At 46.6% G+C, this 15,311-nt stretch carries 8 protein-coding genes and 1 pseudogene; 8 read left to right on the top strand and 1 reads right to left on the bottom strand.

Annotation, left to right across the window (positions count from 1 at the left end):
• Nucleotides 1–17 precede the first annotated feature (17 nt).
• The 8 genes and pseudogenes from F7B33_RS04160 (at nt 18) to F7B33_RS04190 (ending at nt 10,816) form a co-directional block, all read left to right on the top strand.
• Nucleotides 18–1,220 carry an ATP-binding protein gene (locus tag F7B33_RS04160; RefSeq protein ID WP_297073259.1) on the top strand — a complete coding sequence of 401 codons (1,203 nt, stop codon included), beginning with the start codon at nt 18–20 and terminating at the stop codon, nt 1,218–1,220.
• A pseudogene (locus F7B33_RS10200) lies at nt 1,217–1,810 on the top strand (PQQ-binding-like beta-propeller repeat protein); the annotation flags it as partial. The gene F7B33_RS04160 and the pseudogene F7B33_RS10200, both read left to right, overlap by 4 nt.
• A gap of 9 nt (nt 1,811–1,819) precedes the next feature.
• Nucleotides 1,820–4,057, top strand: coding sequence for a PEGA domain-containing protein (locus F7B33_RS04165; protein ID WP_297073260.1), 2,238 nt, complete (start codon nt 1,820–1,822; stop codon nt 4,055–4,057).
• Nucleotides 4,054–6,984, top strand: coding sequence for a PEGA domain-containing protein (locus F7B33_RS04170; protein WP_297073261.1), 2,931 nt, complete (start codon nt 4,054–4,056; stop codon nt 6,982–6,984). Before F7B33_RS04165 ends, F7B33_RS04170 begins: the two co-directional genes overlap by 4 nt.
• Nucleotides 6,985–7,551: a hypothetical protein gene (locus F7B33_RS04175; RefSeq protein WP_297062493.1), complete on the top strand. Its 567-nt coding sequence runs from the start codon at nt 6,985–6,987 to the stop codon at nt 7,549–7,551.
• A 2-nt stretch (nt 7,552–7,553) separates the two neighbouring features.
• A complete protein-coding gene (locus tag F7B33_RS04180) occupies nt 7,554–8,699 on the top strand; it encodes an ATP-binding protein (protein WP_297062500.1) in 1,146 nt (381 codons plus the stop codon).
• Nucleotides 8,700–8,908: 209 nt separating this feature from the next.
• Nucleotides 8,909–10,267, top strand: a complete 1,359-nt coding sequence (locus F7B33_RS04185; RefSeq protein ID WP_297073263.1) for a hypothetical protein — start codon at nt 8,909–8,911, stop codon at nt 10,265–10,267.
• Between the two features lie 87 nt (nt 10,268–10,354).
• Entirely contained in the window at nt 10,355–10,816 is a 462-nt protein-coding gene (locus F7B33_RS04190; RefSeq protein ID WP_297073265.1) for a hypothetical protein, read from the top strand.
• Nucleotides 10,817–10,842: 26 nt separating this feature from the next.
• Here F7B33_RS04190 and F7B33_RS04195 read toward each other — a convergent pair whose 3' ends face one another.
• Nucleotides 10,843–15,303: an AAA domain-containing protein gene (locus F7B33_RS04195; RefSeq protein ID WP_297073268.1), complete on the bottom strand. Its 4,461-nt coding sequence runs from the start codon at nt 15,301–15,303 to the stop codon at nt 10,843–10,845.
• Nucleotides 15,304–15,311: the final 8 nt, after the last annotated feature.

Raw genomic sequence — 15,311 nt, forward strand, 5'->3', positions numbered from 1 at the left:
TAAAACGGGGTGGTATCATGCCGGTTGACCTATCCGGGCCGCTGATGAGCGCCTTCAAGAAGGCCAAAAGGGAATACGAGGAAGCACTCAAGAGGGGCGATGCCGAGACTGCTAGGAAGAAGGCCCTTGAGTGCGCCCGCATACTTAGACAGCTCTCGAAATACGACGAGTTCAACCGCGAGAGCTATCTCAGGAAGGCCAAGAAGTGGGAAACGCTGGCCAGGGACATAGAAAGCGGGCGCCTCCAGAGGACAAAAAACAGACCTATGAGGGAAGGCAACTCAAGATGGGATAAAGCTGAGGAGAAAGGAGACAACGAGGAGGAGAAGTTCAAGGCCTACGTAAGGAACAACCTCATAGCCAGATCAAAGGTTAAGTGGAGCGACATAGGGGGCCTCGACGAGGTTAAGGCTCTCCTCATGGAGACCGTTGTCATAGCGGCCCTTCAAAGGCCAGAGTCGATACAGCCGTGGAAGGGAATCCTTCTCTTCGGTCCGCCGGGAACGGGTAAGACCCTGTTAGCTTCAGCGGCCGCTGGAAGTTTGAACGCGACATTCTTCAGCGTTAAGGCCTCAAACGTTTTGAGCAAATATTTCGGAGAGTCGGCAAAGATAATCTCGGCTCTCTATGAGGTTGCCAGAGAGGAAGCGCCAAGCATAGTCTTCATGGATGAAATCGATGCTCTAACAACGAAGCGCTCCGGCGAGCAGAGCGAGGCCAGCAGGAGAATGTTGTCCACGCTCCTGACTGAGCTGGACGGCTTTCAGGATAAGGGAAGCGACATCCTGGTTCTCACGCTTGCGGCGACCAACACACCCTGGGATTTGGATGAGGCCGTTCTCTCGCGCTTCCCGAGGAGGATTTACGTACCTTTGCCCGACAAGAAGGCCACCAAGGAGATAATCAAGATCAACACGCGCGGGCTTGACATTTCCCGCCTAGACCTTGACGCCATAGCAGAGGAGAGCGTTAAAAGGCTGTACTCTGGGAGGGATTTGAAGAATCTCTGCCAGCAGGCAATATGGAACATGATACGCGAGGAGAATCCCGACCTGCACAAATTAGCGGAGCTTCCCTTCCACGAGCTGAGGAAGCGCTCACTAAGAACGAGACCGCTGGAGATGCGCGATTTCGAGGAGGCGTTCAAGAAAATCAAAAGCCCGCTGACAAAGAGGGACATCGAGCGGTACGAGAGGTGGGCGGAGGAGTTCGGGGGATGACGGTGAGCAAGATCCTTAGAATTACACTATTGGTTATTTTATTCTCTTTCCTATTAGTTATTTATGGAAAACAAACAAGAGCAGAGGAGTTCATATCTTGGGAAAATCCTCTAGTGATTAACATCCCCAATAGTGCCGGATATCTTCAGTTCTGCTCGCAGGGGAACTCGACATTTGCAGTGGCATCAAATAACACAGTTCTGGTATATTCTTTTTCGGGAGAACTCGTATGGGAATTAACATCGCAATGGACAGGGAATGTTTTTTCAGTGTCAATCTCTCCCGATGATAAGTTCTTAGCTATTGGAACAGACAAAGGAGAGCTACTTCTTTACAACATGTCCAGTAAGAGGCTACTTTGGAAAAGGTTTCTCCCAAATAAATATGTACGCTCTATTAGCATTGCGTCCAACAGAATTACTGTAGGTAACGAGAATACCATTCTCGTTTACAACCTTAACGGGAACCTTCTATGGTCTCAGAGTGGATTTCCATACATTTATCAAGTTAAAATTTACAAGGACTTGATTATAGTAGGAGCGGCTATCACTGGGGAAGGCAAAAATCTTTATGAACTTTCGATTATAGACGGAAGTATATTGAAAAGCTTTAGAGTAGGGACTGGAAACGCAGAGCTTATTGATGTATCCTCCAATGGAATGCTGGGAGTTTTCGTCAACACCCAAAATCCTAATGGCTCTTGGAGCGGTCAGGTTTACCTCGTGCAGGATGAGAAGATAGTGGCCGTTAAAAACTGGCCTTTCCCCCTGTATAGGGGATATATTAGGTTTATTGGACCTGAAGAGCTAGCAGTACCAAATTACAAGGGATTTGTTGGGATAGTCAATTCCTCAGGAAGAGTTACTCTTTTAGGTGTTCCATCAACTTTAGCGGTCTTCTACAACGGAAGAGATTTCGCATCTATTGCTGAAGGGAGAATATTCATCTATCACAAAGGTACTAACAATCAGTATACTAAAACCAATGAGTCTCTCAATGTAAATCAAGCAAAACTTTCTATATTTTCCGTTCCCGAAAAATCCAAAGTGTATATCAATGGAACTTACAAGGGGTTAACACCCCTGGTTCTAAATCTCACACCAGGGGCTTATGAGATAAAGCTCTCGAAACAAAATTACAGGAATTACACAACAAGTATAATCCTGACTCCAAAAGAAAACAAGACCTTAAAAGTTGAGTTGACACCTACCTTCGGTTATTTAAGCGTTGACTCCTCCCCCTCTGGAGCGAAGGTTTACATTGACGGGAACTACGCCGGAGAAACGCCCTTAAGCGATTACAAGCTTTCACCCGGTGAGCACACGGTTAGGATTGTTAAAGATGGTTACGAGGAGTTCACCAGAAAGGTAACTGTGAGCGCCGGAGAAATGGCCAGCGTTACTGCGAGCCTTATAATGATAACAACCACGACCAGCTCAACTTCTATAACAACCAGTTCTGCTACAACAATCTCCCCGACCCAAACCGTTCAGGCAACGACGGGGGGAATCCCGAAGACTTACGTTCTGGTGGGACTTCTCGTCCTTGGATTAATCGGCGGAGTCGCGGTAAAAGCCAAGGGTGGAAAGCCGAAATCCCCTCCTTCCCCGGGTGAAACCGCAAGGCCATCATCAACCCCGGCGAGGAAACCAGAACCCAGAACCCCGCCAAGGGTTCCAGGCTTCCCGCCCGAACTTCTGGAAAAATACGAACCCCTCGAGTTCCTCGGCGAGGGCGGCTTCGCGAAGGTCTTTAAAGTCAAGCGCAGGAGCGACGGAAAAATCATCGCCCTTAAGGTCTCCCGCCTAGACGAGAAGGCCAGGAAGTTCTTCCTCAAGGAAGTCAAAGCGTGGCGCCTTCTTGACCATCCAAACATCGTCAAGCTCTACAACGCCTACGATGAACCTCTGCCACACCTTGAAATAGAGTTTGTTGATGGCGTAAAGCTCAACGGCGAAGTAATCAGGGACCTCGGAAAGTATCCGAAGCCCGTCGGTGAAGAAAAGGCGCTCCACTTCATCATGGGAATTGCTGAAGGACTAAGGCATGCACATTCAAAGCAGGTCTACCACCGCGACCTGAAGCCACAGAACGTTCTGATAACGAGTGATTTAACGCCAAAGATAACCGACTGGGGGCTGGCAAAGGTTGGAGCAGTATCAACGACCGCAACCACAACCAAAGGATTAACGCTCCTCTACGCCGCTCCAGAACAGCTCGATGACGAGACCTACGGGCATACCGATGCCAGAACGGACATCTATCAGCTCGGCTTAATCTTCTACGAGCTTTTGACCGGCAAACTTCCCTACCAGGGGACTTCCCCAGCTGTAGTAATGGCCAAGGTGATAAACCCCGACGTCAAGCCAAAACCCCCGAGCCACTTCAACAAGGCCTTAGCCAAATACGATGGCATCTTTGAGAAACTCTTAGCGAAGAAGAAAGAAGACCGCTATGGGAGCGTTGAGGAGTTCCTGAGTGACCTTGAACTTCTCAAAAAGCTTGAGGCGGAAAGGGCAAGGCTCGCCGAGGAGATTGAGAAGACGAAGACGACTATGAGTTTAACCACGGACAGCAGGGAGCTTAAAAAGCTCCGCAGACAGCTCGTGGAACAGCTGAGCAGGAACGCCCTTTTACTGGCACAGCTCAACGACAAGGCCGAGTTAATCAACGCGCTTGAGGATTTGAAGGCCTTCTCAAAGACCCACAGGAATGAGCTTGAAAACGCTATAAGCCAGCTTGAGATTATGATGCGTGAAAGCGTTCCTATAAGCAAATCAACCTTGGACGAGCTTAAGGTTCTCCTCCACAAAGTCCAGAAGGAGGTAGAAGAATGAAGAAGCTTCTCTCCCTCTTCATCCTTTTTCTGTTGCTTCCCACCGCCGGCGCCGTAGTCTGGGTAAAGACCTACACACCGAAGGTTCCTGTCCAGGAGGGCGCCTACCTCAACGGAGCGGTCTACCTCGCGGGCACCCTGAACAGCAGCGTCGCTCTCATCGCCCTGACCGAAAACGGTTCACCCATCTGGGGGAAACTCTATCGGCTTGACAACTGGAGCGTCGTGAGGTACATGAGAGTGGGCGGGAACTCCATTTTCCTTGTGGCCTCAATCGGGAACGTTACAAACCAGACGCCTGTGGTGCTCAAACTCGACCCCAGTGGAAACGTTCTGTGGGCGAGAGAGCTTTCTCTCAACTCCCAGATGGGCGTGGTTGTTCCAATTGGAGGAGGGATCCTCGTCCTCCTCAACTATAGAAGGGGCATCGTTGTGGCAAAAATGAACGGCAACGGCTCTATAGCGTGGGCGAGACTCTATGTTCCAGATAACGGAAGTCTCTCCGTAGAAGATGCCCTTCTCTGGAACGAGAGCCTCTTCGTCTGCGGTCAGGCAGAGGTTGGAGGAGTTACAAATCCCTTCGCCATGAGGATCTTATCCAACTGGAGCGTTGCGTGGGCGGAGGTTTATCCCTTCGGGAAAAAAGAGGTCTTGGGAAACGAGGTGAGAAGTAGCAACGGTTACTCGTGGGGAATGGCAGTTTCAAATGGTACCCTCTTCATTAGCGGCAATCCCGCGGGTCCCGGGTTCTTTCTACTTGCATTGAGGGACAACGGAAGCCTTTTGTGGATGAGGGAGGGAGTACCCGAAATATCCCAGTGGAAGACCTACGGAGTATTTCCCAACGGCCCTACAGCCATCCCGAATGGTGTTTTCCTCCCTGGCTCTTCACTGGTTGATGGATTCGCCCTCGTTTTCAACAGCAGCGGGGATTTGATGTGGGGCGGCGGAATCAGCGTCCCAGAGGGAGGACTATACACGTCCAGCGATTTTTCCGGTGACGGGGTTTACGTTGCAGGCTTCACGAGGTTGGGGTACCCGGTGCTACTCCACGTCAACGGTAACTGCCTCTCCAAGCTCTGCCTTCCCTTCAGGCCACTTCACGTTGAATGGAAGAACGCCTCAATCGAGGTGGAAAGGCTGGGTGTAGGGGTCTCTGAGATCGGCCTGAAAAGTAAGGAGATTACTGTCAGAACCTCGCACTTTCGAGTTTCGTTGGACGCCTCCCGGAGCACAATTGTTGTGAACGTCACGTCGAAACCGGGAGATGCGCTTCTGCTCGTTGACAACGTGACCGTGGGGAGAACGCCGACAGCGGTGTTCCTCTTTCCAGGCCTGCACAGGTTCACATTGAGGAAGGAAGGATACTTCAACGTCAGCAGGTGGGTTCGGATTGGGGAACAAACGTCCCCCCTAACCTTCGAGCTAATCCCCCGCCAAGCTGAGCTCAACGTCTCCTCAACCCCGGAGGGTGCCGAGATCTATCTAGACGGGCTCCCCCTTGGAAAGACTCCCCTGAGCAGGCACGTGCAACCCGGAAACTACACCCTGACCATCGTTCTCAAAGGGTACTTTAACTGGACGAAAAACGTGACCCTCGGCCCGGGTGAAAACCTCACCATAAACGCAGCCCTGAGGCCCAAACCGGGCGTCATCAGCGTAGTCTCCCATCCAGAGGGCGCGAAGGTCTACGTCGATGGAAACTACACGGGAAAAACACCCCTCAACGTCTCCGTTTCGGCCGGAAAGCACGAGGTAAGGCTTTCCCTCAGGAACCACGAGACCTACTCCACCACCGTCGAAGTTGAACCCGGGGCTTTGGTGTCCATAAGCGAAGTCCTCAAGCCCCTCCCTGGGATGCTCTTCATCAACTCAACTCCCTCAAACCTGACCGCTCTCGTAACCGGGACGAACATCACAAAGACGTGCATAACCCCCTGTTCCCTTTTACTACCACCCGGAGAATACATCGTTAACGTGAGCGACGGCAAAAGCTGGAACGCAACGAAAGTCGAGGTAAAGGCGAACTCCACCTCAACGGCTTTTCTTATGGTTGGCGCCCCCAAGAAGGGGTCAAAGGTTCCTCTACTGATTGCCCTCACCCTTCTCGCGCTGGGCAGTACAGGTGCTTACCTCTACTGGAGAAAGAACGGTGTAGGTGTTGAGGAGGTAACGAGAACCGAAAAGGCCATCGAGGTGAAAGCAGGCAAAGCCTTTGGCATAAGCCACGTTGGAGCAAGGGACAACAACGAGGACAACCTTCTGATAATGAGGCTCCCAGATGCATACCTCTTAGCTGTGGCAGATGGCCTCGGCGGTCACAATGCAGGGGAAGTTGCTTCACAAATCGCTGTTGATACCCTAAAAGAGGTCTTTGGACAGGGTTATCGCAAGGGTATGAGCAACAAGAAGATAATGAAACTGTTGAGAATATCCCACGAACTCGCTCATAAACGCATACTGGAGAATGCTGTAGGGGATAAGGAGGGAATGGGCACAACACTTGTTACAGCTGTTGTTAAACAAAAAGAAGCGGTTATAGCGAACACTGGCGACAGCAGGGCTTATCTGATAAGAAATGGAAAAATAATCGGAAGAACAAAAGACCACTCCCTCGTTCAGGAGCTACTCGACAAGGGCGAGATAACGGAAGAAGAGGCCAAGAGGCACCCGATGAGGAACATCATAACGAAGGCACTCGGAATAGACTTCGGCGTTGACCTCTACGAGTGGAAGCTTGAAAAGGGCGACGTTCTTCTTCTGAGTTCAGATGGTCTTCACGACTACGTTGATGAGAAGAAGATAGTCGAAATAGCCTCCGAAGGAAAGAGCGCGGAAGAGATAGCTAAGAAGCTGATTGAAGAAGCCCTGCCGGTCACAAGGGATAATGTGACTGTTATAGTTTTTCAAAAAATAGGAGGGTTCTAAATGGTTAGATTTTGGAAATCTAAGGAGGAAAAAGAGATAGAGCGCAAGATGCGCATGAGGAAGGCAAAGATGGCCCTGAAGCAGTACATTAACAACCTCGAGAACCTGAAGCGCAAAATATTTCTCCAAGGAAAGGAAGCGGCAAAACTTGGAGATGAAGCCCTTCTAAAGAGGAGCGCCATGAAATACCTCGCCCTTGAAGAGCGAATAAAGCAGGCTAAAAGATTGCTCCTCCTCATGGAGGAGGCCGAAATCCAGAGAGAGCTGGTGAAGGTCTCGGCTAACTTCATCCAGTTCAGCAGGGACATAGTCGAGAGCATAGCTGAAGGACCGGGGGCTCAGGACATAGCAAAGATGCAGATTGAATTCGAAAAAGCCATGGGAAAAGTTGAAGAACTCGATGAAGCGCTCGCTTCAATGCTCGATCTGACGAGTGAAAGCATACTAACAGGAGATTTCGACGCAGAAACAATTGAAGAGGCAACATCTCTCTTTGAGTCCTCTGCCTCCTCAGACTTAGAGCCCAAGAGCAGACTTAAGCAGATTGAAGACGCCATGAGGGATTGATAATGCAGTCCCTCTATTTGTCACTTTTTGAAGATTGCAAACGAGAGTACGAGAAAGCCCTTGAAGCCGGTGACTTAAGAACTGCAGCGGATCTAGCCAAGAAATGTGCCGAGATACTTGCCAAGATATCCGAGAAAATACCATCCAGACGAGAGTTCTACCTGGAGAAAGCCAAGAAATGGAGTATAGTTGCTGATAACCTGATAAGAAGTACAACTGCAACTGAAGCTAAAAATGCCACTTTTGGAAACAAGAGAAGAATAGAGGACGAATACGTCTCCATTGTGGAAAATTTAATCTCCCACTCGACTATTACCTGGGACGACATAGGAGGACTCGAAGACGTTAAAAGACTTCTTGCGAAAAACGTTGCCCTTGCACTCGCCAAAAAACCCGATGCAATTAAACCATGGAAGGGCATTCTTCTTTTTGGACCACCCGGAACCGGAAAAACGCTCCTTGCTTCAGCAACAGCCGGTAGCCTCAATGCCACGTTCTTTAACGTCAAAGCCAGCGCCGTACTTAGCAAATATTTTGGCGAATCCTCCAAACTAATTTCAGCATTGTATCAAGTAGCAAGGGAAAGAACACCGAGCATCGTGTTTATCGACGAAATAGATGCCCTCACGCCAAAAAGGGAAAACGTTCATGAGGCGACTCGGAGAACCCTTGCGACACTTCTTACTGAGATCGATGGTTTTAAGAGCGAGAAAGATCGTTTTGTTCTTACATTGGTCTCAACGAACACGCCATGGGACTTGGATGAAGCTATTCTCTCGCGTTTTCCCCTCAGGATTTATGTTCCCCTACCCGATAGAGAAGCCACTAAGGCAATAATAAGAATCCACACAAAAGGACTTGATATATCCCACTTAGACCTTGACACTATAGCTGAAAAAAGCATGAAACGACTTTACTCAGGGAGGGAAATCGCTGCATTGTGTCAAGTTGCAATTCACAATATGCTTGAGCACGAGAATCCTGAGCTTTTAGACATAAAGAGGCTCACGAACTTAGAAAACCTTGAGCTAAAGGTTAGGCCACTTGAGATGTGGGACTTTGAGAAAGCTTTCAAGAAAATCAAGAGTCCACTTACAAGAAAGGACATAGGGCGTTATGAACGTTGGGCTCAGGAATTCGGAACATAGGAGGAGAATGAATTTATAAACCCACCCAAAGAATACACTTGGGCGATGAAGAGATTCATTATTGACAATTTTTTACCTACTTTAACTCACACTTGAGCCAGAAAATACCGTCTTTTATTTCTCCAATCTCAAATCATCGCCTACTTTATTGGATCAGCACTATGTTTTTAAGGCTAAAGTAGGTAATAATCACAACGAGGTGAACCCCCATGGCACGTAAAACATTCTCTAAAATCAAAAAACACGACCACTACATTAAACAGCCAGAGGTAGTGATATCGCTAGAGGTTATTGACGACTACAAAGAAAAACTCGCACGCAGAAGAGATGAAGGACTACTCAGGCGAGGCACCTTTAGAAACAGATCAACCTCATTAAACATACTACTAGAAAATCTCTTCGAAGTCAAAGGGCTGGACCCTGAAAATCCAGAAGTCGACACAATTAAGATAAACGCAAATGACATCTACAAAGCATTTCAGCACTACATCCAAAAGAGACGCCCCGCTAAACACACACTAGAAGTGTATTTAGAAAGCTCACGAATATGCTTGGAGGAAATCTTGTTTAACTACTACGGCCTCCAGCTCTCCCAGACGTTAGGACTTGAAGTGTTTAAGCCATTATTTTACCTAAACAAGCTTTCCGTATCGGTAATCCAGGAAAAAGGGAAACAACTCAATGAATACCTGAAAAACGAACAGAAGAAAGTGGTAACTGACGAAAGGGTCAAGGACGCCATACGCTGGACAGCCCTGCTATTGCAGACTAAAAGAGAGAGCAGAACACTGGAAAACCTCAGATTGGCACTGATCACGCTGTTGCTAACGGGAGCACGTTCATCCGAGCTAAATGACCTCCAATTTGAAGTTCTCTTAAAAGAAGAAGGCAGAGTTCTAAAGCAAATCGATCTTAACAGAAGAATAATCTACTTCAGAAGAATGAAGATAAAAGATAGTCCTGTGAGAAGCTTCACGCCTGTTTTCATTCATCCATTGCTGGCAGACGAGCTGAGAATATTCAAAAGGAAGTTCATAACGAAACCAGACGAGCCAATATTCGGCTATTACGGGCTGGATAAAGTGTTCTACAGATACTACCGGCCCAACCTAGCATTCAACGAAAACATCCTAGAAGAACTCTACAGAAAGAACCCTTGGCTCAGGAAATACCCACCAAACGAGCCCATAATAACCGTGTCCTTGATCAGAAAGTACGTCGACTCTTATTTACAAGAGCGCGTTTTTGAAATGGAAGGTGAAAAATTATCGAGCGAGCTCTTTGGAGGGGGACTCTTGGGACTGGACAATATGCGCAGATTCAAGAATTATCTTTTGGGAAGGGTTGAGGGGGTGGACTTCTACCACTACATCTCCATCACTCGAGACGAACGATTTAGCTCTCGTTATCGTCGGTTCACGAAGATGCTCTTCGACGGTCTTATCGAAAGGTTAATGCCGGAATTGCTCCTAATATTGAGCCCAGAGGTTCGGAAGAAACTGTTTGGTGAGAACGGGGCCCAGCTGGATTTCAAACCAGCACAGATTTTCGAGGAAGTTGTTTCTTAATCTATCTGTCCTTTTTTAGGGAGTTTCCCGAGAGTATGTAAAAACATAAGCTTTTTAAATAAAATACATACTTAAAATTTTGGTGATATGATGAAAGGAGCGTCTTCCATAAAAGTAACCTCCGATGCCTACTACTCGCTTAAAGTCCTAAAGAAGTTTTTCAAAGAAAAACATGGCAGGACGTATTCAATCTCCGACTTAATCACAGCCGGAAATTTAGTCCTTTTAGATCTATTAAAGGTGAACCCGTCTTTGGTTTTGGACATATTAGAGGAATCTAAACTATTAAGACTACAAAAGAACAAGGGAGAATTTGAAGCTAATATTTTTGAAACACTCAGACAGAGATACCCAGCGATAGAAACCACACAAGCAACAAATAATAATTTACAATCACAGTTTATCATAGACATCATTACTAAGTTAATCGAAGAAAGTCACCTTGAAGCTGCAACTTTGTTGCTCTTTGAGTACAAGAATATGATAGAGGAAGATACTTTCAAGGATCTCGCCTCAAAAATCCTTGAGGAACAAGTCAAAAAGAAATAATGAATGGTACACAGCATAGCTTTGCTCTACCATTTTTTAAGGCGATACGCCATAATCCTCACTACAGGATTGAGAGCTAAGTTCCAATCCCATATTGAACGATATTCTCCAAAGGTTTTAACCCGCAGATAGAATCGTTTCCAAACTTTAATTTTCTCAAACTGCTCTAAATCAAAGGCTGATGCAGTAAAGAAGCTCTTTGATGCGACCAATATCAACTTCTCCTTCATACGACTAGCAGCTACATTGAACCGATTCTGGTCGTAAATAAAATCAAAGACCGTTGCCAAATATGTTGGGTCACTTGATGCCATAGATATTATGATAACATCCTTCTCACCGCCCTGAAACCTCTCGACAGTATCAACTAACACCTCTCTGTCACAATCTCTTAATTCCCTGTAAATCAACGCCTTATGAGCACGATATGGAACGACCACACCAATGTCCAACTCCTGGGGAATGGCTTTAACTACTTCAGAAACTATTCTTGCCTCGAGTTCATTGACTTTTGTAGAGGAAGTATCATTATGCTCAATAATGACGTAGGGGTACCCAGGATGAAGAACCCATCTTATCCATTCCGGAACTTCATGATTAGTCACGATTTTCATCAATTGTCTTTTCTTGTCTCCTTTCTTCTTGCTTATTAACTCAATCCCATCCTTGCTGTAAATCAGCTCAGAGTGCATCTCCGCAGCAATTTGAGGTAAACGATGAGTCTCTCTCAACCTGTGGATAGGGATTACATTCTCCATTACTTCTTTGCTCTCCCACAAGGGGGGATTCCGGTAAAGAAGCTTCTCGAATTCCCTGTGCTCCTCCGGGTCAAGCTCCCCACGCAGGAACCTCAAGAAGTTTATTGCGGACAGAAATGGAACGTGTTCCTCAATAGTCTTTCTGTCTTCGACCTCCCAGTTGTGCGCCTGAATTGGTTGCATTTGTCTATGGTCCCCCACGATAAGAACCTGTGAACCATCTTTAGTACCCATAGTAGCCATTATGAACATTGGGAGATCCATCATACTAGCTTCGTCAATAACCACAAGCTCAGCCATTGGGGGGAACTTAGTCGGGTCTTTGAATAGCTTAAAAATCGTTCCTGGAGTTGCGAAGAGAACCTTCACATAGCCCGTTTGAGACTTCCACCAATCAAGCCGAGTGGAAGAAAGCACTTCTCTAACCTTATTTCCTTCAGCGTATGTTAAGGCGACATTGTACTCCCCGGGTATGAAGTTCTCTGACTTCAAGTTATTTTCTATTTGAGGAAGAGTATCCCTACTGCTGGCCACTCTAATGAGTTCAATATTTTCGAGCTCTTTGATATGAGAGCTAAGAGCCAAACGCAATTTGGCGGTTCTAATAAGCGCTTCATCAATGGCCCTGTGAGAAACTCCAGTGACAATGAAAATCGAGGTCTTTTTCTGTTTAATTGAAGAGTACGCCCTGGCCAGTATCGCGGGCGCAACGGCTCCAGAGGTTTTACCAGTTCCAGGCGGTCCCTGAAGCCCAGCTAGGAAGTTATCAATGTCCAGAATAAACTCCCTCTGACCTGAATTTGGAACATAAACTCCATCACTTACTTTGCTAACATTTTCAAGGAGATTCACGAACTCTTCAACGTGTTCCTCCGTCCACAGATTTGTCTTGTACTTCTCAATATCCCAATGAGTGAGTCTTTCTGATGAATAAATGTCCTGCAGTTTTTGGTAAAGGTAATGAGGGCGTGAACCATCGAGAATTTCCTCAAGAACTGTGTAGGCCCTGTTCATATTAAGGTCATCCATAGCAGGGTCAATGGCTAAGTAACTCCCCTTTGAAATCGTTTCACCATTAATTTGAATTCCTAAACTATTATTTTTCGGGAAGGAGTGGCTTAACAAAAACGGTCCACGCTGACGAATGGGAAGAAGAGAAAGTTCCACCTCCCCAGTTTCTCTATCAAAGCTATTGATTACTGCAAGGGGCGATTTTGATATTTCAAAAGCTGGATCCTTTCCTGTTATCACAGGACTAAGCTTTACACATCCCACATTCTTGCATTCGTTTTTGACGGGGGTAATGACAACCCAGGAAGATTCATCCAGACTGAAAAGGGGAGCCTCAGTAGGATCGTAATTCCACCAAATACCCTGATCGTCAGTGGGAGGTAAGATTGCACACCCTCTTATTTTTGTCTTCCCGCCCTTGAGTTTCTCTACCCTTGAGACCCTAATCACCATACTCCGTCCAGTCAGCACACGAACGGAAAGCGGGAGCCGGTAATGAGTTTGGAGTTCCTCCTTCCTCGTGTTGTATTCAAGTTTTTGATATTCCTCGAGAACTTCTGCTAGACTGATATCCGCCAAGTTAAAATCGGCGAGCTCTTTGAGACTGAATGGAGTTTTCCTAATGAATTTATCTTTGGTACTCTCAGGTATTGAACGCTCCACATGTCTAACAGCAAGCACCAAGTATTCAAGTAACTGTTTTAATTCCTTCGATTTGTCCTTAGTAAGCGCGTCCCATGCTACATAAAGAGGCACCTGTTCGTCTTCCCTATGAAAGATGGGGTAAAGAGGTGGGACGTCCCCATATCCTCCAAACGAGTATTTGCCTATGTTGTACAGGGGACATGGGTTGTTTCTATCAAACAATACTAGCTGGCCATTTTCGTCCTTTTTGACAAGGAACTTGAAAAGGTCTTCGAATTCCTCTTCTAATCCGTTCCATGTAAACCACCCCTTGTGTGAGCAATGAGGAGCTTTACCGTGATACTCTTCAGGGGCTTCCCCCCAATTGAGCTGGAATTGATGAACAACAGGAATTATTCCCAATCCTGGGGGAAACCTGAGGGCATGACGCTTTATTAGTTCATCTTTGACAATTGAGTACCCCTCTTGGTCAATGGCCTTCCTGAGACTCAGGAACGAGCGAATAGCGTTCATCCCATAGACTTCTCTATGGCGCTTCACTGCTTCCATTAGCTTGTCTCTGTGAAATCTACTGTAAAAGTACAAGTGGAGAAAAACATCATCACCCGTGCACTTTCTGAGTGCGGGTTCACCCTTCTTGTTTCTCTCGTAAGGGTCACGATAATATTGCCCCTCTAAGTTTGGTGCAACCTCTATGATGGCACGGAGGACTTCCGTGAAAAATTTCACTAGGAGGTTTCTTTCCATTTTAAGGGCCTCTTCTTCTCCCTCTGGAATTTTATCAACAACTTCAGCTAGGATTTTTATCCGCTTGGAATCAGAGTTCTCCACAACGCCAGATATTCCAATCAGAGTGTCATGTATTGGATTGTGCTGAACAAAGAGATAAATCCTGACAAGCGAATTCTCTGGATAAAAATAGCCATTCTCCGCAGGCAAGTTGTAACCAGTTCCGGGGATAAATTCGGGTCTAACGTCATTTGTTTTTCTCTCAATCTCCTTTTTTATGACTTGGGCCATTTTAGAAAGTTTTGGGAGGCGACTGAGTTCGGTCTTCCCAACTATGTGAGCAACCACATCAGGTTTTTTGGCCTTAGGACGTCTGAAATCGGTAGGCCATGAATAACCCCTTTTATCAACAGGAAACTCGTAAAGATTGGCAAGATCATCGATGGTCTCAACTCCTGCCTCTCTGAACACTTTTTGATAACCGGGTTGAATTCCAAGGAGGCCCAAGTCTCTTCTCTCAACAGCTTTAGCTATGCAGACGGGTTCAAATGGACACTCGGCACACCGCATTGTAAGCCAGAGGTCAGCTTTTTCTGAGTTCAACATGGCATAAAACGGACCATCTTCCCCTAGCTTGTTCTCCAGGGTTAAAATGTACTCTTCTACATCCTGAGGAAAGTTCAAGGTTCCTGTTGGTGGCCATTCAGTTAGTGGGGCTCCCTTGGTTACAACCGCCAACTTTATTTCTCCATCGATTTTGAGGCCATCTAAAACCTGATTCAAGAGATAAGCGTAAATTATCGCTTGGAATCTGTGGAAAAGCTTCTCCTCTTTTGTGAATTTGGCCTCCAAAACGTAAAAGGTGAAACGGTCGTTTTCTGGAACAGCCACGATGAAGTCTGCCCTCCCAGCAACGGGGAATGATCCAATGGTCCCTTTTAAACAGGGTTGGTAAATTACTGTTGGGGCTTTTTGAGATAGCTTCTTTAGTAACTCCCGAGTTTTCTCTAAGCATTCTTCTTCCGAGTTGATGTAAGTACAGTTGTTGGGGTAATTTTCTTCGAAAAACACTTGGCTTGGAGACTTGTTTGTTTTTGTTTTCTTGAAGAAGCCATAAAATTCTGCATTGGGGAGTTTTTTATGTAACTCTCTAAGGAGCATTTCTTCAAATTTAGCACCCCACTCCACAAGAACATCGTCCACGCGACTTTTGATACTCAACACGCAGTGATAGTTGTCGAGTGCGCCACTCTTCTTTTCATAAAGGAGTTTTATGTATTGAGGACACTCGTAAAGTTCGAAAAAACGAGCAATCTCATTTGGCTTGAGTTCCGGGAGTATCATCATGCTCT

The sequence above is a fragment of the Thermococcus sp. genome (assembly GCF_015523185.1).
Classification (GTDB): domain Archaea; phylum Methanobacteriota_B; class Thermococci; order Thermococcales; family Thermococcaceae; genus Thermococcus.